The sequence below is a fragment of the Pseudomonas baetica genome, from assembly GCF_002813455.1.
Classification (GTDB): Bacteria; Pseudomonadota; Gammaproteobacteria; order Pseudomonadales; family Pseudomonadaceae; genus Aquipseudomonas; species Aquipseudomonas baetica.
Genome location: NZ_PHHE01000001.1, coordinates 4,727,913 through 4,750,071 on the forward strand (window position 1 = coordinate 4,727,913; position 22,159 = coordinate 4,750,071).

Here is a 22,159-nt window from a genome sequence, read left to right on the forward strand (position 1 = left end):
AAGGCTGGGAGCGTTATGTGGATCAGGCCGAGATGCGCGGGATGGTGTCGTCGGCGCGCAGGGTGAAGATCTCGTAGCCGGTGTCGGTCACCAGCAAGGTGTGTTCCCACTGGGCCGAGAGCTTGCGATCCTTGGTGATCGCGGTCCAGCCATCGCCCAATACCTTGGTGTCGGCCTTGCCCTGATTGATCATCGGCTCGATGGTGAAGGTCATGCCGGCTTTCAGTTCCATGCCGGTGCCGGCGCGGCCGTAGTGGAGGATCTGCGGCTCTTCGTGAAACACCTTGCCGATGCCGTGGCCGCAGAATTCGCGAACCACCGAAAAGCCGTTCTTTTCCGCGTGTTTCTGGATGACTTCACCGATGTCACCCAGGCGGCAACCCGGTTTGACGATCTCGATCGCCTTGTACATGCATTCCTGGGTAATCTGCGACAGACGCTCGGCCCACACCGGTACTTCGCCGACATGGAACATGCGGCTGGTGTCGCCGTGGTAACCGTCCTTGATGACGGTGACGTCGATGTTCAGGGTGTCGCCGTTTTTCAGCGGCTTGTCATTCGGGATGCCGTGGCAGACAACGTGGTTGATCGAGGTGCAGATCGACTTCGGGTAGCCTTTGTAGTTGAGTGGGGCAGGGATGGCCTGCTGCACGTCAACGATGTAGTCGTGACAGATCTGGTTCAGTTGATCAGTGGTAACGCCTGGCTTTACATGTTCGGCAATCATTTCCAGCACATCGGCGGCCAGTTTGCCGGCGACACGCATGCCAGCGATGTCCTCGGGAGTTTTGAGGTTGACGGTCATACAGGCTCTCTCTGCGCTCGGCGGCGCTTGCTGATACGGATAGGGTTGCAGCGGTGCGTTTTGCGACCCTGAAAAACGCGATTCTACCAGACGAAAGGAGCAAATCCGCGCCTGCGTGCATCGCTTCTCTCTATACAATGGTGCCCGCGGCGCCGATTCCAAGGGGCTGCGCCCATGTCCTTGGTGTGATTACAGATTTCGGGTTCCGTTTCTGCACACCCTGTGGTATAAAATGCGCCGCTTTCCGGGGATACCCCGAAAGGCTTAAATCCACACACGTGTCGACACGATGACCTGGGTGCTTTTGGCTTAATGCCACTGGTTGGTCATTGGGATACGTGGAGGCCAAACCCGACTTATTAAGGAACTATCATGTCCCAAGTCAATATGCGCGATATGCTGAAGGCCGGTGTGCACTTCGGTCACCAAACCCGTTACTGGAATCCGAAAATGGGTAAGTACATTTTCGGCGCGCGTAACAAGATTCACATCATCAACCTTGAAAAAACCCTGCCAATGTTCAACGAAGCTCTGACTTTCGTAGAGCGTCTGGCCCAGGGCAAAAACAAGATTCTGTTCGTCGGCACCAAGCGCTCCGCTGGCAAGATCGTTGCTGAAGAAGCAGCACGTTGCGGTTCGCCGTACGTCGATCACCGCTGGTTGGGCGGTATGCTGACCAACTTCAAAACCATTCGTGCTTCCATCAAGCGTCTGCGTGACCTTGAAGTTCAAGCCGAAGACGGTACTTTCGCCAAGCTGACCAAGAAAGAAGCGCTGATGCGCACTCGTGATCTTGAGAAGCTTGATCGTTCGCTGGGCGGCATCAAGGACATGGGCGGTCTGCCAGACGCATTGTTCGTGATCGACGTTGACCACGAGCGCATCGCGATCACCGAAGCCAACAAGCTGGGCATCCCGGTCATCGGCGTTGTCGATACCAACAGCAGCCCGGAAGGCGTTGACTACATCATCCCAGGCAACGATGACGCAATCCGCGCTATCCAGCTGTACATGGGTTCGATGGCTGACGCTGTTATCCGTGGTCGCAACAATGTTGGTGGCGGCACTGTAGAATTCGCAGCTGAAGAAACTCAGGCTGCAGCTGAGTAATTGACGCCCTGGCGTTGACTCAGTAAGCAAAAAGGGGGCTTGGCCCCCTTTTTGCCACCTCGAAAACCATTGTCGGCAGCGCAGCTACAGCACCTGTAACGTGCAGCGGCTACAAGGGTGGCTCGGGAAGAATTGAACGCCCGTTCGATCGGGTGGAATGGTTGAAAACCTATCCAAGAGGAATTTGAAAATGGCAGCAATTACTGCAGCGTTGGTTAAAGAACTGCGCGAGCGTACCGGCGAAGGCATGATGGATTGCAAGAAAGCCCTGGAAAAGGCTGACGGCGACATCGAAAAAGCCATTGATGACATGCGTGCTTCGGGCGCGATCAAGGCTGCCAAGAAAGCTGGTAACGTTGCCGCTGAAGGCGCAATCGCCATCAAATCGAACGAAAAGGCAGCCGTGCTGCTGGAAGTCAACTCGCAGACCGACTTCCTGGCCCTGCAAGACGACTTCAAGAACTTCGTTGCTGCCAGCGTAGAAAAAGCCTTCGACGAAAAACTGACCGACGCAGCTCCGCTGATCGCCGCTCAGGAATCGGCTCGTGAAGCTCTGGTTGCTAAAGTTGGCGAGAACGTCAACATCCGTCGTCTGGTACGCGTAGAGGGTGACGTTGTCGGCACTTACCTGCACGGTAACAAGATCGGTGTTGCTGTCGTCCTGAAAGGCGGTGACGTCGAGCTGGCCAAAGACATCGCGATGCACGTAGCTGCAAGCAACCCTGAGTTCCTGCTGCCTTCGCAAGTTTCCGATGAAGCGATCGAGCGTGAAAAAGCTGTGTTCCTGCAGCTGAACGAAGAAAAAATCAAAGGCAAGCCAGAAAACATTGTTGAGAACATGGTCAAAGGCCGTATCAGCAAGTTCCTGGCAGAAGCGAGCCTGGTTGAGCAGGCGTTCGTCAAGAACCCTGAAATCAAGGTTGGCGAGCTGGCCAAGAAAGCGGGTGCTGAAATCGTTTCCTTCACCTACTTCAAAGTAGGCGAAGGCATCGAGAAGCCGGTCGACAACTTCGCTGAAGAAGTTGCTGCCCAGCTGGCTGCCGCCAAGCAATAAGACGGTTTTTCAACTGTCGCCCGAAAGAGGCTGCCCGCTCACGCGCGCAGCCTCTTTTCAGATGGGATTACCAATTTTTATTGGTTTCCACTTGGAACTGGCTTACAAAGCCATGTTCCGATGGCGCTGAAGCAGCGCCAAGCTAGAGTGAACGCCAGCTGTAAAGCAGCTCGCAAAGAATTTTAAATACGCCGCAGGAGAGATTCGCAATGGCTCAGCAGGGCAGTGGTTATCAGGCTCGCTATAAACGCATTCTACTCAAGCTTAGCGGCGAGGCCCTGATGGGCTCGGAAGAGTTCGGGATCGATCCAAAAGTGCTGGATCGGATGGCGCTGGAAGTCGGCCAACTGGTCGGCATCGGCGTGCAGGTCGGTCTGGTGATCGGCGGCGGCAACCTGTTCCGCGGCGAAGCCCTGAGCAAGGCCGGCATGGATCGGGTAACAGGCGACCACATGGGCATGCTGGCCACTGTGATGAACGCTCTGGCCATGCGTGACGCGCTGGAGCGTGCCAATATCTCGGCCATCGTGATGTCGGCCATTTCCATGGTGGGCGTGACCGATCACTATGATCGCCGCAAAGCCATGCGCCACCTGAACTCCAAAGACGTCGTGATTTTCGCGGCCGGTACTGGCAATCCGTTCTTCACCACGGATTCGGCAGCTTGCCTGCGTGCAATCGAAATCGATGCCGACGTCGTGCTCAAGGCGACCAAGGTCGATGGCGTCTACACCGCAGACCCGTTCAAAGACCCGCATGCCGAGAAGTTCGATCATCTGACTTATGATGAAGTACTGGATCGCAAGCTGGGCGTGATGGATCTGACCGCTATTTGCCTGTGCCGCGACCACAAGATGCCGCTGCGCGTATTCAACATGAACAAGCCCGGTGCCCTGCTGAACATCGTACATGGCGGCGCTGAAGGCACCCTGATCGAGGAAGGTCAACAATGATCAACGAAATCAAGAAAGACGCTCAAGAGCGCATGCAGAAATCCCTCGAATCCCTGGCCCACGCGTTTGGTCAGATTCGTACCGGTAAAGCCCACCCAAGCATTCTGGGGAGTGTGATGGTGCCGTACTACGGCGCAGATACCTCTATCACTCAAGTGGCTAACATCACTGTAAAAGACTCGCGCACCCTGCAAGTCGTGGCGTTCGAGCGCAATATGCTTGCGGCTGTCGACAAGGCAATCCAGAGCGCTGGTCTGAACCTCAATCCGACCAACCTGGGCGAGTTGCTGCTGATCTCCATGCCAGCCTTGACCGAGGAAACTCGTAAAGGGTTTACCAAGCAAGCTCGTAGCGCAGCAGAAGATGCTCGCGTAGCGGTACGTAACATCCGTCGCGATGCGCTGGGCGAGCTGAAGAAACTGGTCAAGGACAAGGAAATCAGCGAAGACGAAGAGCGTCGTGCAGCGACTGATATCCAGAAGCTTACCGATAAGGCAGAGGCCGATATCGATGCGGCTACCAAGCAAAAAGAAGCGGATCTGATGGCCGTATAAGGTTCGAGTTTTAAATGGACAAGACCAAGCAGACTGCGCCGTCCGCGGTGCCGCGCCATGTCGCGATCATCATGGATGGCAACAATCGCTGGGCGAAAAAACGCTTTATGCCGGGTGTCGCCGGGCATAAAGCGGGCGTCGATGCTGTGCGGGCCGTTATTGAGGTGTGCGCCGAGGCCAAGGTCGAGGTGTTGACCCTGTTCGCCTTTTCCAGTGAAAACTGGCAGCGTCCGGCCGATGAGGTCAGTGCCTTGATGGACCTGTTCTTCAAGGCCTTGCGTCGTGAGGCCAAGCGCCTCAACGACAACAACATCAGCCTGCGCATCATTGGCGATCGCTCGCGATTTCATCCGGAGCTGCAGGCCGCGATGCGTGAAGCTGAGGCCATGACCGTCGGTGCCAACCGATTTGTCCTGCAAATCGCTGCCAATTACGGCGGGCAATGGGATATAGCCCAGGCTGCCCAGCGCCTGGCGCGTGAGGTTCAGGCCGGCCATCTGCGCCCGGAGGACATTACTCCGGACTTGCTGCAGACCTGTCTGGCCACTGGCGATCTGCCGTTGCCTGATCTGTGTATCCGCACTGGGGGGGAGCACCGCATCAGCAATTTCCTGCTGTGGCAGCTGGCTTATGCCGAGTTGTACTTCTCCGACCTGTTCTGGCCGGACTTCAAACACGAAGCCATGCGCACTGCGCTGGCCGATTTCGCTTCGCGTCAACGTCGCTTCGGTAAAACGAGCGAACAGATCGAAGCTGGAGCCCGGGTTTAATGCTTAAACAACGAATCATCACCGCGCTGATCCTGCTACCGATTGCCTTGGGCGGGTTTTTCCTGCTCGAAGGTTCCGGTTTCGCGCTGTTCATCGGTCTGGTCGTGAGTCTGGGTGCCTGGGAATGGGCGCGTCTGGCGGGCTTTGCCGCGCAATCGTTCCGCGTCGGCTTTGCCGCCGTGGTGGCCCTGATGCTGTTCGTCATGTACATCCTGCCCGGGCTCGCGCCTTGGGTGCTCGGCGCCGCCGTGCTCTGGTGGGCAGTGGCGACTTATCTGGTGCTGACTTATCCGCGTTCGGCCGAGCACTGGTCCAGCGCAGCGACCAAACTGGTGATCGGTCTGTTGATCCTGCTGCCGGCCTGGCAAGGCCTGGTGCAGATCAAACAGTATCCGCTGGGTAACTGGCTGATCATGGCGGTGATGGTGCTGGTCTGGGGTGCTGACATTGGTGCCTACTTCTCCGGTCGTGCATTCGGCAAGCGTAAATTGGCGCCTCAAGTCAGCCCGGGTAAAAGCTGGGAAGGCGTTTACGGTGGCCTGGCGCTTAGCCTGGTTATTACCGCGATTGTCGGCCTGGTGCGCGACTGGACGGTGGCCGAGTTGCTCAAGGGCTTGATTGGTGCTGCACTGATCGTATTCATTTCCGTCGTGGGCGACCTGACTGAAAGCATGTTCAAGCGCCAGTCCGGGATCAAGGACAGCAGTAATCTGCTGCCGGGCCATGGCGGCGTGCTTGATCGCATCGACAGCCTGACTGCAGCTATTCCGGTCTTTGCCGTATTGTTGTGGATGGCTGCACCGTGAGTCGCCCGCAACAGATTACCGTTCTGGGGGCGACCGGCTCGATCGGTCTGAGTACCCTGGATGTCATTGCCCGTCACCCTGAGCGTTATCAGGTTTTCGCCTTGAGCGGCTTCACTCGCCTGAGTGAGCTGCTGGCCTTGTGTGTGCGTCACGTCCCGCAATTTGCTGTGGTGCCGGAAGTCGCTGCCGCTCGCGGTTTGCAGGATGACTTGCGCGCAGCCGGTTTGCCGACCCGCGTGCTGGTGGGTGAGGAGGGCTTGTGTCAGGTAGCCTCCGCTCCAGAAGTAGACGCAGTCATGGCGGCGATTGTTGGTGCGGCGGGTCTGCGTCCGACTTTGGCTGCCGTCGAGGCGGGCAAGAAGATTCTCCTGGCTAATAAAGAAGCGCTGGTGATGTCCGGCGCCTTGTTCATGCAAGCTGTGCGCAAGAGCGGTTCGGTATTGCTGCCGATCGACAGTGAGCACAACGCGATATTCCAGTGCATGCCACAGGATTTTGCCCGCGGGCTGAGTTCGGTAGGGGTGCGAAGGATTTTGCTTACAGCCTCTGGTGGCCCCTTCCGGCAAACGCTGATGGCTGAATTGGCGCATGTTTCACCTGACCAGGCCTGTGCACACCCGAACTGGTCCATGGGGCGAAAAATCTCGGTCGACTCGGCGAGCATGATGAATAAAGGTCTCGAGTTGATCGAGGCTTGCTGGCTGTTTGATGCGAAGCCTTCGCAGGTCGAAGTGGTGATTCATCCGCAAAGCGTCATCCACTCGCTGGTCGATTATGTGGATGGCTCGGTGCTGGCGCAGTTGGGTAATCCTGATATGCGTACACCGATTGCCAACGCACTGGCCTGGCCGGAGCGTATCGATTCCGGCGTGGCGCCGCTGGACCTGTTTGCAATCGCGCGTCTGGACTTCGAGGCGCCGGATGAAGAGCGCTTCCCATGTCTGCGTCTGGCAAGGCAAGCTGCTGAGGCGGGTAACAGCGCGCCAGCGATGCTCAATGCGGCCAACGAAGTCGCAGTGGCGGCGTTTCTCGACGGCCGGGTCCGTTACCTGGAAATCGCGAGTATCATCGAGGAGGTCTTGAACCTCGAAGCAGTCGTTGCGCTGGACAATCTCGATGCCGTGTTCACGGCAGACGCCAAGGCGCGAGTTTTGGCGGAGCAATGGCTGAAGCGTCACAGTCGATAGATTTCGCAACACAATGGTTACAAGCGGTACTGAACAGGATTGCGGAGAAAGTAGATGAGCGCGCTCTATATGATTGCCGGCACCCTGATCGCTTTGGGTGTGCTGGTCACCTTTCACGAATTCGGCCACTTCTGGGTCGCGCGTCGCTGTGGCGTAAAGGTTCTGCGCTTTTCCGTAGGCTTCGGTATGCCGCTGCTGCGCTGGCACGACAAACAAGGCACTGAATTTGTCGTTGCCGCGATCCCTCTGGGTGGCTACGTCAAGATGCTTGATGAGCGCGAAGGCGAGGTGCCGGTCGATCAACTGGATCAGTCGTTCAATCGCAAGTCCGTTCGTCAGCGTATCGCCATTGTTGCCGCCGGCCCAATTGCCAACTTCCTGTTGGCCTTGGTGTTCTTCTGGGTGCTGGCCATGCTCGGTAGCGAGCAGGTGCGCCCGGTCATTGGTGCAGTCGAGTCCGGCAGCATCGCCGCCAAAGCCGGTTTGGGTGCGGGTCAGGAGATCGTCGCGATCGATGGCGAGCCGACTACTGGTTGGGCCGCCGTCAATTTGCAACTGGTTCGTCGTCTTGGTGAAAGTGGCTCCTTGCAGTTATTGGTGCGTGAGCAAGGCTCTACCGCGGATTCGCCGCGTGAACTGGTGCTGGATCACTGGCTGAAGGGTGCTGATGAGCCAGATCCGATCCGCTCTCTGGGTATTCGTCCATGGCGCCCGGCCTTGCCGCCGGTGCTTGCCGAGCTTGATCCAAAAGGCCCGGCTCAGGCTGCCGGGCTGAAGACCGGTGATCGTTTGCTGTCTCTTGACGGTCAGGCGCTTAACGACTGGCAGCAAGTGGTTGATACCGTTCGTACGCGTCCTGATACCAAAATCGTGCTGCGTGTCGAGCGCGATGGTGCTTCAATCGACGTCCCTGTCACCCTGGCGGCGCGCGGTGAAAGCAAGGCGCCAAGCGGTTATCTGGGGGCGGGTGTCAAAGCTGTCGACTGGCCGCCGGAAATGATCCGCGAAGTCAGTTATGGGCCATTGGCCGCGATTGGCGAGGGTGCCCGACGCACTTGGACCATGAGCATTCTGACGCTCGATTCACTGAAGAAAATGCTGTTCGGCGAGCTCTCGGTAAAAAACTTGAGTGGACCGATAACCATTGCTAAAGTGGCGGGCGCTTCTGCCCAGTCGGGTGTCGCTGATTTCCTGAATTTCCTTGCTTATCTGAGTATTAGCCTGGGGGTTCTGAATTTGCTGCCCATTCCTGTACTGGATGGGGGGCATTTGTTGTTTTATCTGATCGAGTGGGCGCGTGGTCGTCCCTTGTCGGATCGGGTGCAAGGTTGGGGGATACAGATCGGTATCAGTTTGGTGGTCGGGGTGATGTTGCTTGCTCTGGTCAACGATCTGGGTCGTCTGTAACGCTTCGCTGAATTGCGAATCTGCCGCATTTTGCGGCAGTTTGTTTATTGCCAGTTGGAATAAGAAAGGACTTCATGAAACGTCTGCTGCTAACTGCGGTTCTCACCGTATTGATGATCGCCGAAGTTCACGCCGAGTCCTTCACTATCTCTGATATTCGCGTCAATGGCCTCCAGCGGGTCTCCGCGGGTAGCGTCTTTGGTGCCTTGCCGTTGAACGTCGGCGAGCAGGCGGATGATCGTCGCCTGGTGGAATCCACTCGTGCGTTGTTCAAAACCGGTTTCTTTCAAGATATCCAGCTGGGCCGCGAAGGCAACGTACTGGTAATCACGGTTGTCGAGCGTCCGTCGGTCGCCAGTATCGAGATCGAAGGCAACAAAGCGATCTCCACTGAAGACCTGATGAAAGGCCTCAAGCAATCCGGTCTGGCCGAAGGCGAGATCTTCCAGCGTGCCACCCTCGAAGGCGTGCGTAACGAGCTGCAACGTCAGTACGTCGCGCAAGGTCGCTACTCGGCTACCGTAGATACCGAAGTGGTATCGCAGCCGCGTAACCGCGTTGGTCTGAAAGTGAAGATCAACGAAGGCACCGTTGCGGCCATTCAGCACATCAACGTGGTGGGCAACACGGTTTTCCCCGAGGACGACCTGACCGACCTGTTCGAGCTGAAAACCACCAACTGGCTGTCGTTCTTCAAGAACGATGACAAATATGCCCGTGAAAAGCTTTCCGGTGACCTGGAGCGTCTTCGTTCCTACTACCTGGATCGCGGCTATATCAACATGGATATCGCTTCGACCCAGGTGTCCATCACCCCTGACAAGAAGCACGTGTACATCACCGTCAACGTCACCGAGGGCGAGAAGTACACTGTCCGTGACGTCAAACTCAGCGGTGATCTGAAAGTCCCTGAAGACCAGGTCAAATCCTTGCTGCTGGTTCAGAAAGGCCAGGTCTTCTCGCGCAAGCTGATGACCACCACCTCGGAACTGATCACCCGTCGTCTGGGTAACGAGGGTTACACCTTCGCCAACGTCAACGGCGTACCTCAGCCGCACGATGATGACCACACCGTGGACATCCTGTTTGCTGTCGACCCGGGCAAGCGTGCCTACGTCAATCGCATCAACTTCCGTGGCAACACCAAGTCCGAAGACGAAGTGCTGCGTCGCGAAATGCGTCAGATGGAAGGTGGCTGGGCTTCAACCTACCTGATCGACCAGTCCAAGACCCGTCTTGAGCGTCTGGGCTTCTTTAAAGAAGTCAACGTCGAAACCCCGGCTGTTCCGGGCGTTGATGACCAGGTTGATGTGAACTACAGCGTAGAAGAGCAGGCGTCCGGTTCGATTACCGCCAGCGTCGGTTTCGCCCAGAGCGCCGGTTTGATCCTCGGTGGTTCGATCACCCAGAACAACTTCCTCGGTACCGGTAACCGCGTCAGCGTCGGCCTGACCCGAAGCGAATACCAGAGCCGCTACAACTTCGGCTACGTTGACCCGTACTGGACCGCCGATGGCGTGAGCCTGGGTTACAACGCGTTCTATCGCACCACCGACTACAAAGACCTCGACGTCGACGTAGCAAGCTACGCGGTAGACAGCCTGGGTGCAGGCGTGAACGTTGGTTATCCGATCAGTGAGACTTCGCGTCTGACCTTCGGTCTGTCCGCTCAGCAGGACAAGATCAAGACCGGTCAGTACACCGTTGACGAGATCTTTGACTTCGTTAACAAGGAAGGCGACAACTACCTGAACTTCAAGGCATCGGCCGGCTGGTCCGAGTCGACCCTGAACAAAGGTGTATTGCCGACTCGTGGTCGTTCCCAGAGCCTGACCCTGGAATCCACTATTCCGGGTAGCGATCTGTCGTTCTTCAAACTGGATTACCGCGGTCAGTTGTTCCAGCCGATCACTGAAAACTACACCCTGCGTCTGCACACCGAACTGGGTTATGGCGACGGTTACGGTTCGACTGACGGCTTGCCGTTCTATGAAAACTACTATGCTGGTGGTTTCAACTCGGTGCGTGGCTTCAAGGACAGCACCCTCGGCCCGCGCAGTACGCCGAGCCGTGGTACCAACCCGGGTACGCTGGCTGACCCGGACCAGGATCCACTGCCGTTCGGTGGTAACGTCCTGATCCAGGGTGGTGTCGAGGTTCTGTTCCCGCTGCCGTTCGTGAAAGATCAGCGTTCCCTGCGTACGTCGGTATTCTGGGATGTGGGTAACGTATTTGATTCGCAGTGCAAGGACACCACCAACGCCAATGGCTCGTCGTCGAACACCAAGTGCAACGACATCAGCCTGAGCAACATGGCCAGTTCGGTCGGTGTGGGCGTGACCTGGGTCACCGCGCTGGGTCCTCTGAGCTTCGCGTTGGCCATGCCGATCAAGAAACCGGATGAAGCTGAAACTCAAGTGTTCCAATTCTCCCTCGGCCAGACGTTCTAAGCGTCTGACCCAAGATAACGACAATGGATTTTGTAGGAGTGCATCGTGCGTAAGTTGACTCAATTGGTTCTCCTGGCCTCCGTACTGGTGGCAGGCCCGGCATTTGCCGACATGAAAATTGCCGTTCTGAACTATCAGATGGCTCTGCTGGAGTCCGATGCGGCCAAGAAGTACGCAGTGGATGCCGAGAAGAAGTTCGGTCCTCAACTGACCAAACTGAAGACTCTGGAAAGCAGCGCCAAGGGTATTCAGGATCGTCTGATGGCGGGTGGCGACAAGATGCAACAAGGTGAGCGTGAGCGTCTGGAGCTGGAATTCAAGCAAAAGGCCCGTGACTTCCAGTTCCAGTCCAAGGAACTGAACGAAGCCAAAGCTGTTGCCGACCGCGAAATGCTCAAGCAACTGAAGCCGAAACTGGATGGTGCAGTAGAAGAAGTCATCAAGAAAGGTGGTTTTGACCTGGTGTTCGAGCGTGGCGCAGTGATTGATGTCAAACCTCAGTACGACATCACGCGCCAGGTTATCGAGCGCATGAATCAGCTGAAGTAACCCATGACCGTAAATATCAAACTCGGCCAGTTGGCCGAGTTCCTCGGCGCCACCCTGCGTGGCGACCCGGAGAAGCAAATAACTGGGCTAGCCACTTTGCAAGAGGCTGGCCCAGCTCAGTTGAGCTTTCTGGCAAATCCCCAATATCGCAAATACCTGGCAGGCTCGCAGGCAGCAGCGCTGCTGCTCAAAGAGGCCGATGCCGAAGGATTTGCCGGTAATGCGCTGGTGGTGCCGGATCCTTATCTGGCTTACGCACGCCTTTCGCACCTGTTCGATCCCAAACCCAAAGCCACTGCCGGTATCCACCCGACAGCGGTGATCGCGGCTGACGCTGTGGTTGACTCCACCGCCAGCATCGGTCCCTTCGTGGTGATCGAGGCCGGTGCGCGGATCGGCGCACAGGTGACCCTGGGCGCCCATTGCGTCATTGGTGCTCGCAGCGAAATCGGTGAAGGCGGCTGGCTCGCGCCGCGCGTGACGCTGTATCACGACGTGCGCATCGGCAAGCGTGTGGTTATCCAGTCCGGTGCCGTACTCGGTGGCGAAGGCTTCGGCTTTGCCAACGAAAAAGGTATCTGGCAGAAAATCGCGCAGATCGGTGGTGTTGCCATCGGCGACGACGTGGAGATTGGCGTGAACACCGCCATCGACCGCGGCGCGTTGGCCGATACCGTGATCGGCAATGGTGTGAAGCTCGACAACCAGATCCAGATTGCCCACAACGTCCAGGTCGGTGATCACACCGCGATGGCCGCGTGCGTAGGGATCTCCGGCAGCACCAAAATCGGCAAGCACTGCATGCTGGCCGGTGGTGTCGGTCTGGTCGGGCACATTGATATTTGCGACAACGTTTTCCTGACCGGGATGACCATGGTGACCCACTCGATTACCGAGCCGGGCGCCTATTCTTCCGGCACAGCCATGCAACCTGCTGCCGAATGGCGTAAAAGCGCGGCACGCATCCGTCAGCTCGATGACATCGCGCGACGTTTGAAACAGCTGGAAAAGCGCGTAGGGGAAGTGACCCCTGACGGCAATGTTTCATCAGATGGCTGATACCATTTCCATATCAAGTGTGCACAGCCTCTGGACTGCCTCCTTGATTTGCTAGAGGAGTGCGCGTCAGTCGCGCTCCCAATCTTTACATAGGCTTCCCCCCGAAATGATGGACATCAACGAGATTCGCGAATACCTGCCTCACCGTTACCCGTTCCTGCTGGTGGACCGGGTGGTGGAACTGGACACTGAAGGCAAGCGCATTCGCGCCTACAAGAATGTCAGCATCAATGAACCGTTCTTCAATGGGCACTTCCCGGCGCATCCAATCATGCCAGGCGTGCTGATTATCGAAGCGATGGCTCAGGCTGCCGGGATCCTCGGTTTCAAAATGCTTGACGTCAAACCGGCCGACGGCACCCTGTATTACTTCGTCGGTTCCGACAAGCTGCGCTTCCGCCAGCCAGTCAAGCCGGGCGATCAGTTGATCCTGGAAGCGACGTTCATCAGCTGCAAGCGCAAGATCTGGAAGTTCGAGTGCCAGGCTTCGGTCGATGGCAAACCGGTCTGCTCGGCTGAGATTATCTGTGCGGAACAAAAAGTATGAGTTTGATTGACCCTCGCGCAATCATCGATCCGTCGGCCGTTCTGGCTGACGGCGTCGAGGTCGGCCCGTGGTCGATCATCGGCGCTGGTGTGGAAATCGGCGAGGGTACCGTGATCGGGCCGCATGTGATCCTCAAAGGCCCGACGCGCATCGGTAAGCATAATCGCATCTACCAGTTCTCCTCGGTAGGCGAAGATACGCCCGATCTGAAGTACAAAGGTGAAGAAACCCGTCTGGTGATGGGTGACCACAATGTCATCCGTGAAGGCGTGACGATTCACCGTGGCACCGTGCAGGATCGCTCGGAAACCACGTTGGGCGATCACAACCTGATCATGGCCTATGCGCACATCGGTCACGACAGCGTCATCGGCAATAACTGCATTCTGGTTAACAACACCGCTCTGGCCGGCCATGTACACGTCGATGACTGGGCGATCCTTTCCGGTTTTACCCTGGTTCACCAGTATTGCCACATCGGCGCCCACAGCTTCTCCGGTATGGGCACCGCGATCGGTAAAGACGTTCCGGCGTTTGTCACCGTGTTTGGCAATCCGGCGCAAGCGCGCAGCATGAACTTCGAAGGCATGCGCCGTCGCGGTTTCAGCGAGGACGCTATCCACGCATTGCGTCGCGCCTACAAAACCGTTTATCGCCAAGGGCTGACGGTTGAGCAGGCACTGGCAGAACTGGCCGAACCTGCTGCCCAGTTCCCGGAAGTTGCGGTGTTCCGCGATTCCATCCAGTCGTCGACTCGTGGCATCACTCGCTGATCATGGCTAATCTGCGTATTGCACTGGTGGCGGGTGAGGCTTCCGGTGACATTCTCGGCGCCGGACTCATGCGCGCCCTCAAGGCACAGCATCCGGCGGTCGAGTTTATCGGCGTCGGCGGTCCGTTGATGCAGGCCGAAGGCCTGACTTCCTATTTCCCCATGGAGCGTTTGTCGGTCATGGGGCTGGTGGAGGTGCTCGGTCGTTTGCGCGAGTTGCTCAAGCGTCGCAAAGAACTCATCGCCACGCTGATCGCCGAAAAGCCGGACGTGTTCATCGGCATCGATGCACCGGACTTCAACCTCAATATCGAACTCAAGCTGCGTCAGGCCGGGATCAAAACCGTGCATTACGTCAGCCCGTCGGTGTGGGCGTGGCGGCAGAAGCGCGTGTTGAAGATTCGCGAAGGCTGCGACCTGATGTTGACGCTGCTGCCGTTCGAAGCAAAATTTTACGAAGAGAAAGGCGTGCCGGTTCGGTTCGTCGGTCACACGCTGGCCGATACCATACCGCTGGAGGCTGATCGCGCTGCTGCGCGTGCCGAATTGGGTCTGCCCGACGGCCCGCTGGTGGCATTGATGCCCGGCAGCCGTGGTGGCGAAGTCGCCCGTCTGGGGGCGCTTTTCCTTGATACCGCCGAGCGCTTGCGCGCCATGCGCCCAGGGCTGCGTTTTGTCATGCCTTGCGCCAATGCAGAGCGTCGCGCGCAGATTGAAGCACTACTGGCCGGGCGCGACTTGCCGGTGACCTTGCTCGACGGTCAGTCTCATCTGGCCCTGGCGGCGTGCAACGCAGTGCTGATCGCCTCCGGCACGGCAACCCTTGAAGCGCTGCTGTACAAGCGGCCGATGGTGGTGGCCTATCGTCTGGCGCCGCTGACGTTCTGGATTCTCAAGCGCATGGTCAAGAGCCCGTATGTGTCTCTGCCGAACCTGCTGGCCCAGCGCTTGCTGGTTCCGGAACTGTTGCAGGATGATGCGACAGTCGAGGCATTGGCACAGATGCTGTCGCCATTGATCGAGGGCGGCGAAGAACAGACGCGCGGCTTTGACGAAATCCATCGCACGCTGCGGCTGGATGCTTCCAACCAGGCGGCCGCTGCCGTGCTGAACCTGATCGGTCAAACACGATGAGCAAGAAAGATATGCAGATGGGCCTGGATTTCACCTTGGTCGCCGAAGTCGAAGAGCTGGTGGCGGGTGTCGATGAAGTCGGTCGCGGCCCGTTGTGCGGCGCCGTGGTGACTGCGGCGGTGATCCTCGATCCAAACCGGCCGATCCTTGGCCTCAACGACTCGAAAAAACTCACCGAAGCCAAGCGCGAAAAGCTTTACGACGAGATCATCGAGAAATCCCTGAGCTGGTGCATCGCCCGCGCCGAAGTTGAAGAAATCGACGAGTTGAATATTCTGCACGCAACCATGCTGGCCATGCAGCGTGCGGTCGCCGGCCTGCATATTCAGCCAAAACTGGCGATGATCGACGGCAACCGCTGCCCGCAACTGCCGATGCGCGCTGAGGCCGTGGTGCAGGGCGACGGCAAGGTCCCTGCTATTGCCGCAGCATCGATTCTGGCCAAGGTCAGTCGTGACCGCGAGATGGCCGCGTTCGAATTGATTTACCCGGGTTACGGTATTGGCGGTCATAAAGGCTACCCGACGCCCGTTCATCTGGAAGCGTTGGTGCGTCTTGGTCCGACGCCTATTCACCGGCGCTCGTTCGCCCCGGTGCGTCAGGCTTACGAGGCACTGGAAGGTCTGACGCAGGTTTAGTCGCAAGGCTGATGTTTTGTTCGAGGCCCGGTACAATCCGGGCCTTGTTGTCTCTATGTAACTGGACAGGATCACTATGCCGGCTTCATTCGTTCATCTACGCCTGCACACTGAATACTCCCTGGTCGACGGGCTGGTGCGGATCAAGCCGCTGGTCAAGGCGCTGACCGCCATGAACATGCCGGCCGTGGCGGTCACCGATCAGAACAACATGTGTTCCCTGGTCAAATTCTATAAAAACACCATGGGCGCGGGCATCAAGCCAATCTGCGGCGCCGACCTGTGGCTGTCGAACAAGGATCCTGATGCTCCGCTGAGCCGCATCAGCCTGTTGGTCATGAACGCCAAGGGCTATCGCAATCTCACCGAGTTGATCTCGCGCGGCTTCATTGAAGGTCAGCGTAACGGCATGATCATCATCGAGCGCGAGTGGGTCGCCGAGGCCAACGAAGGCCTGATCATGCTGTCCGCCGCCAAAGAAGGCGAGATCGGCATGGCGCTGATCGGTGGCAACCCGGCCGAAGCCGAAGCCCTGACACGCGAATGGATGACGGTGTTCCCGGATCGTTTCTATCTGGAAATCCAGCGCACCAACCGCCCCAACGATGAAGAACAATTGCACGGCGCCGTGGCCCTGGCCGACAAGCTGGGCGCGCCGCTGGTGGCGACCAACGATGTGCGCTTCATCAAGCAGGAAGACTTCGCCGCTCACGAAACCCGCGTTTGCATCGGTGAGGGCCGTGCCCTCGACGATCCGCGGCGTTCGAAGAATTACAGCGACCAGCAATACCTGAAAAGTGCCGAGGAAATGGCTGAGCTGTTCAGCGACATCCCCGACGCGATCGAAAACACTGTCGAGATCGCCAAGCGCTGCAACATCGAGGTGAAGCTGGGCACGCACTTTTTGCCCAACTTCCCGATTCCCGATGGCATGACCATCGACGAGTATTTCCGCAAGGTGTCCTTCGACGGTCTGGAAGAGCGGCTCGCGGTTCTGCTGCCCAAGGACACCACTGAAGATTACGAAGCCAAGCGTCAGGTCTACGTTGATCGGTTGAATTTCGAGCTGGATATCATCATCCAGATGGGCTTCCCCGGTTACTTCCTGATCGTGATGGACTTCATCCAGTGGGCCAAGAACAACGGTGTGCCGGTAGGCCCTGGCCGTGGATCGGGTGCCGGATCGCTGGTGGCTTACGTCCAGAAGATCACCGACCTCGACCCGCTGGAATATGACCTGCTGTTCGAACGTTTCCTTAACCCGGAACGGGTCTCGATGCCCGACTTCGACGTCGACTTCTGCATGGACGGTCGCGACCGGGTGATCGACTACGTGGCCGAGAAATACGGCCGCAACGCGGTAAGCCAGATCATCACTTTCGGTTCCATGGCCGCGAAGGCTGTGGTGCGAGATGTGGCGCGGGTGCAGGGCAAGTCCTACGGTTTGGCGGATCGTCTGTCGAAGATGATTCCGTTCGAAGTCGGCATGACCCTGGAAAAGGCTTACGAACAGGAAGAAATCCTGCGCGACTTCATCAAGGTCGATGAAGAGGCGGCGGAAATCTGGGAGATGGCACGCAAGCTCGAAGGCGTTGTGCGTAACGTCGGCAAGCACGCCGGTGGTGTGGTTATCGCGCCAACCAAGCTGACCGACTTCTCGCCAATCTATTGCGACGAGGCCGGTGACGGTCTGGTAACCCAGTTCGACAAGGATGACGTTGAGGCCGCCGGCCTGGTGAAGTTCGACTTCCTTGGTCTGCGGACCCTGACGATCATCGACTGGGCGCTGAAAACCATTAACCGCGACCGCGCCAAGGTCGACGAGCCGCCGCTGGATATCGCGTTCATCCCGCTGGATGACAAACCGACCTACCAGTTGCTGCAGAAAGCTGAAACGACTGCGGTGTTCCAGCTTGAATCGCGCGGTATGAAAGAGCTGATCAAAAAGCTCAAGCCCGACTGCCTGGAAGACTTGATCGCACTGGTGGCCCTGTTCCGTCCGGGCCCGCTGCAATCGGGCATGGTGGACGACTTCATCAACCGTAAGCACGGTCGCGCCGAACTGGCGTATCCGCACTCGGACTACCAGTACGAAGGCCTCAAGCCCGTATTGGCGCCGACTTACGGCATCATCCTGTATCAGGAACAGGTGATGCAGATTGCTCAGGTCATGGCCGGTTACACCCTCGGTGGTGCGGACATGCTGCGTCGGGCGATGGGTAAGAAAAAACCCGAGGAAATGGCCAAGCAGCGCGGCGGTTTCATTGAAGGTTGCGCGACCAACAATATCGACGCCGACCTCGCCGGTAACATCTTCGACCTGGTGGAAAAATTCGCCGGTTACGGCTTCAACAAATCCCACTCCGCCGCCTACGGCCTGGTCTCGTACCAGACCGCCTGGCTGAAAGCTCACTACCCGGCACCGTTCATGGCTGCGGTACTTTCTGCGGATATGCACAACACCGACAAGGTCGTGACCTTGATCGAGGAAGTGCGCACGATGAAGCTGCGCCTCGACGCGCCGGACGTGAACACTTCGGAGTTCAAGTTCACGGTGAACGACGACGGCCGCATTGTGTATGGCCTCGGCGCGATCAAAGGCGTTGGCGAAGGCCCGGTGGAAGCGATCACCGAGGCGCGTCAGGAAGGCCCGTTCAAGGATTTGTTCGACTTCTGCGCGCGGGTCGACCTCAAGCGTATCAACAAGCGCACGCTCGACGGTTTGATCCGCAGCGGTGCGCTGGATCGTCTGGGGCCTTACTTCCACGACGAGCAAAAGGCTTATCAGGCCAACATCGACCGCAACCGCGCGGTGCTGCTGGCGGCGATGGAAGAGGCGATCAAGGCTGCCGAGCAGACTGCTCGCACCCACGATAGCGGCCATGCCGATCTGTTTGGTGGGCTGTTCGTCGAGGAAGATGCCGACGTTTATGCGACTCATCGCAAGGCCAAGGAACTGACCCTCAAGGAACGTCTCAAGGGTGAAAAAGACACGTTGGGCCTGTACCTGACCGGTCACCCGATTGACGAATACGAAGGCGAGATCCGCCGTTTCGCCCGTCAGCGCATCATCGACCTGAAACCGGCCCGTGATACGCAGACCGTGGCGGGGATGATCATCGCGCTGCGGGTGATGAAGAACAAGAAGGGCGACAAGATGGGCTTCATCACCCTCGACGACCGCTCTGGGCGGATCGAGGCGTCGCTGTTTGCCGAAGCGTTCCATTCCGCGCAGTCGCTGTTGCAGACCGACGCGATGGTGGTGGTTGAGGGGGAGGTCAGTAACGATGACTTCTCCGGCGGCCTGCGTCTGCGGGTCAAGCGCGTGATGAGCATGGAAGATGCGCGCACCAACCTCGCCGAGAGCCTGCGTCTGAAGTTGCAGACCCAGGATCTCAAAGGCGATCAGCTACGCTGGTTGGGTGATTTGCTCAAGCGTCATCGCGGGGCGTGCCCGATCACCATGGAGTACACCAGCCCTGATGCGAAGACCTTGCTGCAGTTTGGCGAGACCTGGCGGATCGACCCGGCGGATGCCTTGATTCAAGCCCTGCGTGACCAGTTCGGGCGAGACAACGTCTTCCTCCAATACCGTTGACCGGCAAGTGCCATCATTGCACTTGTCCACAACCTGAATTTTTAATCTCGACCTCAGCGCGCCTCTCCCTTAAGGTAGGGCGCGAATAGACAACCGGCCGGCCCAAGCTCATTTGGGACACGACCCAAGACGGACGCCTATGAACCCGAATTTTCTAGATTTCGAACAGCCGATCGCCGACCTGCAAGCCAAGATCGAAGAGTTGCGCTTGGTCGGTAATGACAATTCGCTGAATATCGGCGATGAGATCTCCCGCCTGCAAGACAAGAGCAAAACGCTGACCGAAGACATCTTCGGCAAGCTGACCAGCTGGCAGATCGCACGCCTGGCGCGTCACCCGAAACGCCCGTACACCCTGGACTACATCGAACACATCTTCACCGAGTTCGACGAGCTGCACGGCGACCGTCACTTCTCCGACGACGCTGCGATCGTTGGCGGCATCGCCCGTCTGGACGACCAGCCGGTGATGATCATCGGTCACCAGAAGGGTCGCGAAGTGCGTGAGAAGGTACGTCGCAACTTCGGCATGCCGCGTCCGGAAGGCTACCGCAAGGCTTGCCGTCTGATGGAGATGGCCGAGCGTTTCAAAATGCCGATCCTGACCTTCATCGACACCCCGGGTGCTTACCCTGGCATCGACGCTGAAGAGCGTAACCAGAGCGAAGCGATCGCCTGGAACCTGCGTGTGATGTCGCGCCTGAAGACCCCGATCATCGCCACCGTAATCGGTGAAGGTGGTTCCGGCGGTGCATTGGCAATCGGTGTCTGCGATCAGTTGAACATGCTGCAGTACTCGACCTACGCGGTGATCTCGCCGGAAGGTTGTGCTTCGATTCTGTGGAAAACCGCCGAAAAAGCACCGGATGCTGCTGAAGCGATGGGCATTACTGCCGAGCGTCTGAAAGGCCTGGGCATTGTCGACAAGGTGATTGGCGAGCCTCTGGGCGGCGCCCACCGTGATCCGGCAGCCGCTGCTGCTTCGATTCGTGCGGAGCTGAGTTCGCAACTGGCAATGCTGAAGAAGTTCGATAACGAAGCGCTGTTGAAGCGCCGTTACGATCGACTGATGAGCTACGGTCTCTAAGTCGAGCGCAATACCCATGTGGGAGCGAGCCTGCTCGCGAAGAGGGGGTAACATTCAACCAATATGTTGGCTGTTACACCGCTATCGCGAGCAGGCTCGCTCCCACATTTGATTTGGGCAAAGAGAAAGATATGGATCGATCATCGATTGATTTGCCTGCAAGGCTTCTGCTGAGTCTTGAGCCTTGGCGCAATGCCGCTCATTGGCGCATCGCTTTCTCCGGCGGTCTCGATTCCACTGTCCTGCTGCATCTGCTCGCCCATCTTGCAAAAAAACAATCCCTTCCAGCGCTAAGTGCCATCCACATCCACCATGGCCTTCAGGCTGCGGCTGATGCGTGGCCAGAACATTGCCAGTCTGTTTGCGATGGGCTGGGGGTTCCGTTACAAGTGGAGCGGGTCAAGGTGCAACCGGGGGCGAGTCTGGAGCGGGCGGCGCGGGATGCGCGTTACGCGGTGTTCAGTTCGGTGACGCAAGTCGATGAGATTTTGCTGACAGGCCAGCATCGGGATGATCAGGCAGAAACACTTTTGTTTCGCCTGATGCGCGGTGCTGGCGTGCGCGGTCTTTCGGGGATGCCGGCGCAGCGTTCGTTAGGGCAGGGCGCTATGGTTCGGCCGCTGCTCGATGTCAGTCGAGCAGCGCTGGAAGCCTACGCTCAAGCGCATCAATTGCGCTGGATCGAAGATCCTTCGAATCAGGATGCGCAGTTCTCGCGCAACTACCTGCGTCATCAAGTCATGCCGCTGCTCACCGGGCGCTGGCCGCAAGCACAGGCGAGCATGGCGCGCAGTGCCGCGCATCTTCGCGAAGCGCAAGGCTTGGTTGATGAGCTGGCACAAATAGACCTGGCCCAGGCCGACACTCGTCATGAATTCGAATGGCTGGGGTTGCGATCACTTGAGTTGGCGCCGCTGGCGGCGCTGTCTGCCGCGCGTCAGCGCAATGCGCTCAGCCACTGGCTCGAGCCGCTGACACGGCTGCCGGACACTGACCATTGGTCGGGTTGGTCAGATCTGTGCGACGCCGCCCACGATGCGACACCAGTCTGGCGTCTGGCCGATGGCGAGTTGCACCGTAGCGCCGGTCGTCTGTGGTGGCTCAGCGGCGACTGGCTGCACACGCCGGTGATCGGTGGCCAGTGGCAGACCCCGGCGTCATCGCTACGCTTGCCGAATAACGGGTGTGTCATGTTCAGCGGGCAGACTCCCGACGGGCCGTTGCGCATTGCCTATCGGCAGGGCGGCGAAGTGATGCATCTGGCCGATCGCGGTCATCGTGATCTCAAGCGGCTGCTCAATGAGCGCGCGGTGCCGGGGTTCGTGCGTGGCAGATTGCCGCTGCTGTTTCGCGGCGAAGAATTGCTCGCGGTAGCGAACCTGCCGGGCCTTGATGGCCACGCGCAGGGCGAGTGGAAATTGCATTGGCAGCCAACAGACGAAGATCAAGGTTTGAGATGAAAGGGGCATTCCGGTAGACTACGCTCCCTTCTTGATACAACTTCTGTGGATTCGCCTGAATTGCAGGAGTTGCCGATTACCAAGCAGTCTTTGCTGGGCGATTCCAAAAAATGTGTAGCGAGCAACGTACCGGTGTTTCATCTGCCGGTCTGTCCCAACGCGGCGGTTTTTTTGAAAGGTGCACTGTGATTAATGCAGGTGATCGGGGGCTTCGGCCTT

General features: G+C 58.0%; 19 protein-coding genes. 18 read left to right on the forward strand and 1 reads right to left on the reverse strand.

Annotation, left to right across the window (positions count from 1 at the left end; translation table 11 throughout):
- Positions 1–22 precede the first annotated feature (22 nt).
- Positions 23–805: a type I methionyl aminopeptidase gene (map, locus tag ATI02_RS21865; RefSeq protein ID WP_042557873.1), complete on the reverse strand. Its 783-nt coding sequence runs from the start codon at positions 803–805 to the stop codon at positions 23–25.
- A gap of 372 nt (positions 806–1,177) precedes the next feature.
- On the opposite strand from map, the gene rpsB reads away from it, so the two are divergent.
- The 18 genes from rpsB to tilS all read left to right on the forward strand — a co-directional run bounded on the left by rpsB (position 1,178) and on the right by tilS (position 21,940).
- The gene (gene rpsB, locus ATI02_RS21870; RefSeq protein WP_095189367.1) at positions 1,178–1,915 is read left to right on the forward strand and encodes a 30S ribosomal protein S2; all 738 of its coding nucleotides are present in this window, start codon (positions 1,178–1,180) and stop codon (positions 1,913–1,915) included.
- 190 nt (positions 1,916–2,105) lie between these two features.
- Entirely contained in the window at positions 2,106–2,969 is an 864-nt protein-coding gene (gene tsf / locus ATI02_RS21875; RefSeq protein WP_100847329.1) for a translation elongation factor Ts, read from the forward strand.
- A gap of 209 nt (positions 2,970–3,178) precedes the next feature.
- A complete protein-coding gene (pyrH, locus tag ATI02_RS21880) occupies positions 3,179–3,922 on the forward strand; it encodes a UMP kinase (protein ID WP_003222124.1) in 744 nt (247 codons plus the stop codon).
- The gene (frr, locus tag ATI02_RS21885) at positions 3,919–4,476 is read left to right on the forward strand and encodes a ribosome recycling factor (protein WP_095189365.1); all 558 of its coding nucleotides are present in this window, start codon (positions 3,919–3,921) and stop codon (positions 4,474–4,476) included. Before pyrH ends, frr begins: the two co-directional genes overlap by 4 nt.
- A gap of 14 nt (positions 4,477–4,490) precedes the next feature.
- Entirely contained in the window at positions 4,491–5,246 is a 756-nt protein-coding gene (gene uppS / locus ATI02_RS21890; protein ID WP_100847330.1) for a polyprenyl diphosphate synthase, read from the forward strand.
- A complete protein-coding gene (locus tag ATI02_RS21895) occupies positions 5,246–6,052 on the forward strand; it encodes a phosphatidate cytidylyltransferase (RefSeq protein ID WP_095189363.1) in 807 nt (268 codons plus the stop codon). Before uppS ends, ATI02_RS21895 begins: the two co-directional genes overlap by 1 nt.
- Entirely contained in the window at positions 6,049–7,239 is a 1,191-nt protein-coding gene (gene ispC / locus ATI02_RS21900; RefSeq protein WP_095189362.1) for a 1-deoxy-D-xylulose-5-phosphate reductoisomerase, read from the forward strand. The genes ATI02_RS21895 and ispC overlap by 4 nt, the downstream gene beginning before the upstream one ends.
- 54 nt (positions 7,240–7,293) lie before the next feature.
- Positions 7,294–8,646: a sigma E protease regulator RseP gene (gene rseP, locus ATI02_RS21905; RefSeq protein ID WP_100847331.1), complete on the forward strand. Its 1,353-nt coding sequence runs from the start codon at positions 7,294–7,296 to the stop codon at positions 8,644–8,646.
- A 74-nt stretch (positions 8,647–8,720) separates the two neighbouring features.
- Positions 8,721–11,096: an outer membrane protein assembly factor BamA gene (gene bamA / locus ATI02_RS21910; protein ID WP_095189360.1), complete on the forward strand. Its 2,376-nt coding sequence runs from the start codon at positions 8,721–8,723 to the stop codon at positions 11,094–11,096.
- A gap of 45 nt (positions 11,097–11,141) precedes the next feature.
- Entirely contained in the window at positions 11,142–11,645 is a 504-nt protein-coding gene (locus ATI02_RS21915; protein ID WP_042557882.1) for an OmpH/Skp family outer membrane protein, read from the forward strand.
- 3 nt (positions 11,646–11,648) lie between these two features.
- Positions 11,649–12,704: a UDP-3-O-(3-hydroxymyristoyl)glucosamine N-acyltransferase gene (gene lpxD / locus ATI02_RS21920; protein ID WP_100847332.1), complete on the forward strand. Its 1,056-nt coding sequence runs from the start codon at positions 11,649–11,651 to the stop codon at positions 12,702–12,704.
- A gap of 106 nt (positions 12,705–12,810) precedes the next feature.
- The gene (fabZ, locus tag ATI02_RS21925) at positions 12,811–13,251 is read left to right on the forward strand and encodes a 3-hydroxyacyl-ACP dehydratase FabZ (protein ID WP_016771469.1); all 441 of its coding nucleotides are present in this window, start codon (positions 12,811–12,813) and stop codon (positions 13,249–13,251) included.
- Complete coding sequence (gene lpxA, locus ATI02_RS21930) at positions 13,248–14,024, forward strand: acyl-ACP--UDP-N-acetylglucosamine O-acyltransferase (RefSeq protein ID WP_095189358.1); 777 nt, start codon at positions 13,248–13,250, stop codon at positions 14,022–14,024. The genes fabZ and lpxA overlap by 4 nt, the downstream gene beginning before the upstream one ends.
- 2 nt (positions 14,025–14,026) lie before the next feature.
- Complete coding sequence (gene lpxB / locus ATI02_RS21935) at positions 14,027–15,157, forward strand: lipid-A-disaccharide synthase (protein ID WP_100847333.1); 1,131 nt, start codon at positions 14,027–14,029, stop codon at positions 15,155–15,157.
- An 11-nt stretch (positions 15,158–15,168) separates the two neighbouring features.
- Entirely contained in the window at positions 15,169–15,795 is a 627-nt protein-coding gene (rnhB, locus tag ATI02_RS21940; RefSeq protein ID WP_007908845.1) for a ribonuclease HII, read from the forward strand.
- A 76-nt stretch (positions 15,796–15,871) separates the two neighbouring features.
- Positions 15,872–19,393, forward strand: coding sequence for a DNA polymerase III subunit alpha (dnaE, locus tag ATI02_RS21945; protein ID WP_100847334.1), 3,522 nt, complete (start codon positions 15,872–15,874; stop codon positions 19,391–19,393).
- 139 nt (positions 19,394–19,532) lie between these two features.
- Entirely contained in the window at positions 19,533–20,480 is a 948-nt protein-coding gene (locus ATI02_RS21950) for an acetyl-CoA carboxylase carboxyltransferase subunit alpha (protein ID WP_042557889.1), read from the forward strand.
- Between the two features lie 131 nt (positions 20,481–20,611).
- Positions 20,612–21,940, forward strand: coding sequence for a tRNA lysidine(34) synthetase TilS (gene tilS / locus ATI02_RS21955; RefSeq protein WP_100847335.1), 1,329 nt, complete (start codon positions 20,612–20,614; stop codon positions 21,938–21,940).
- Positions 21,941–22,159 lie beyond the last annotated feature (219 nt).

Excerpts from the sequence above, each read along its gene's own strand:
- tsf (WP_100847329.1), top strand. The coding sequence starts at position 2,106 with ATGGCAGCAATTACTGCAGCGTTGGTTAAAGAACTGCGCGAGCGTACC.
- ATI02_RS21895 (WP_095189363.1), top strand. The coding sequence starts at position 5,246 with ATGCTTAAACAACGAATCATCACCGCGCTGATCCTGCTACCGATTGCC.
- fabZ (WP_016771469.1), top strand. The coding sequence starts at position 12,811 with ATGATGGACATCAACGAGATTCGCGAATACCTGCCTCACCGTTACCCG.
- ATI02_RS21950 (WP_042557889.1), top strand. The coding sequence starts at position 19,533 with ATGAACCCGAATTTTCTAGATTTCGAACAGCCGATCGCCGACCTGCAA.
- pyrH (WP_003222124.1), top strand. The coding sequence starts at position 3,179 with ATGGCTCAGCAGGGCAGTGGTTATCAGGCTCGCTATAAACGCATTCTA.
- lpxA (WP_095189358.1), top strand. The coding sequence starts at position 13,248 with ATGAGTTTGATTGACCCTCGCGCAATCATCGATCCGTCGGCCGTTCTG.
- rpsB (WP_095189367.1), top strand. The coding sequence starts at position 1,178 with ATGTCCCAAGTCAATATGCGCGATATGCTGAAGGCCGGTGTGCACTTC.
- lpxB (WP_100847333.1), top strand. The coding sequence starts at position 14,027 with ATGGCTAATCTGCGTATTGCACTGGTGGCGGGTGAGGCTTCCGGTGAC.
- frr (WP_095189365.1), top strand. The coding sequence starts at position 3,919 with ATGATCAACGAAATCAAGAAAGACGCTCAAGAGCGCATGCAGAAATCC.
- map (WP_042557873.1), bottom strand. The coding sequence starts at position 805 with ATGACCGTCAACCTCAAAACTCCCGAGGACATCGCTGGCATGCGTGTC.
- lpxD (WP_100847332.1), top strand. The coding sequence starts at position 11,649 with ATGACCGTAAATATCAAACTCGGCCAGTTGGCCGAGTTCCTCGGCGCC.
- rseP (WP_100847331.1), top strand. The coding sequence starts at position 7,294 with ATGAGCGCGCTCTATATGATTGCCGGCACCCTGATCGCTTTGGGTGTG.
- dnaE (WP_100847334.1), top strand. The coding sequence starts at position 15,872 with ATGCCGGCTTCATTCGTTCATCTACGCCTGCACACTGAATACTCCCTG.
- bamA (WP_095189360.1), top strand. The coding sequence starts at position 8,721 with ATGAAACGTCTGCTGCTAACTGCGGTTCTCACCGTATTGATGATCGCC.
- tilS (WP_100847335.1), top strand. The coding sequence starts at position 20,612 with ATGGATCGATCATCGATTGATTTGCCTGCAAGGCTTCTGCTGAGTCTT.
- uppS (WP_100847330.1), top strand. The coding sequence starts at position 4,491 with ATGGACAAGACCAAGCAGACTGCGCCGTCCGCGGTGCCGCGCCATGTC.
- rnhB (WP_007908845.1), top strand. The coding sequence starts at position 15,169 with ATGCAGATGGGCCTGGATTTCACCTTGGTCGCCGAAGTCGAAGAGCTG.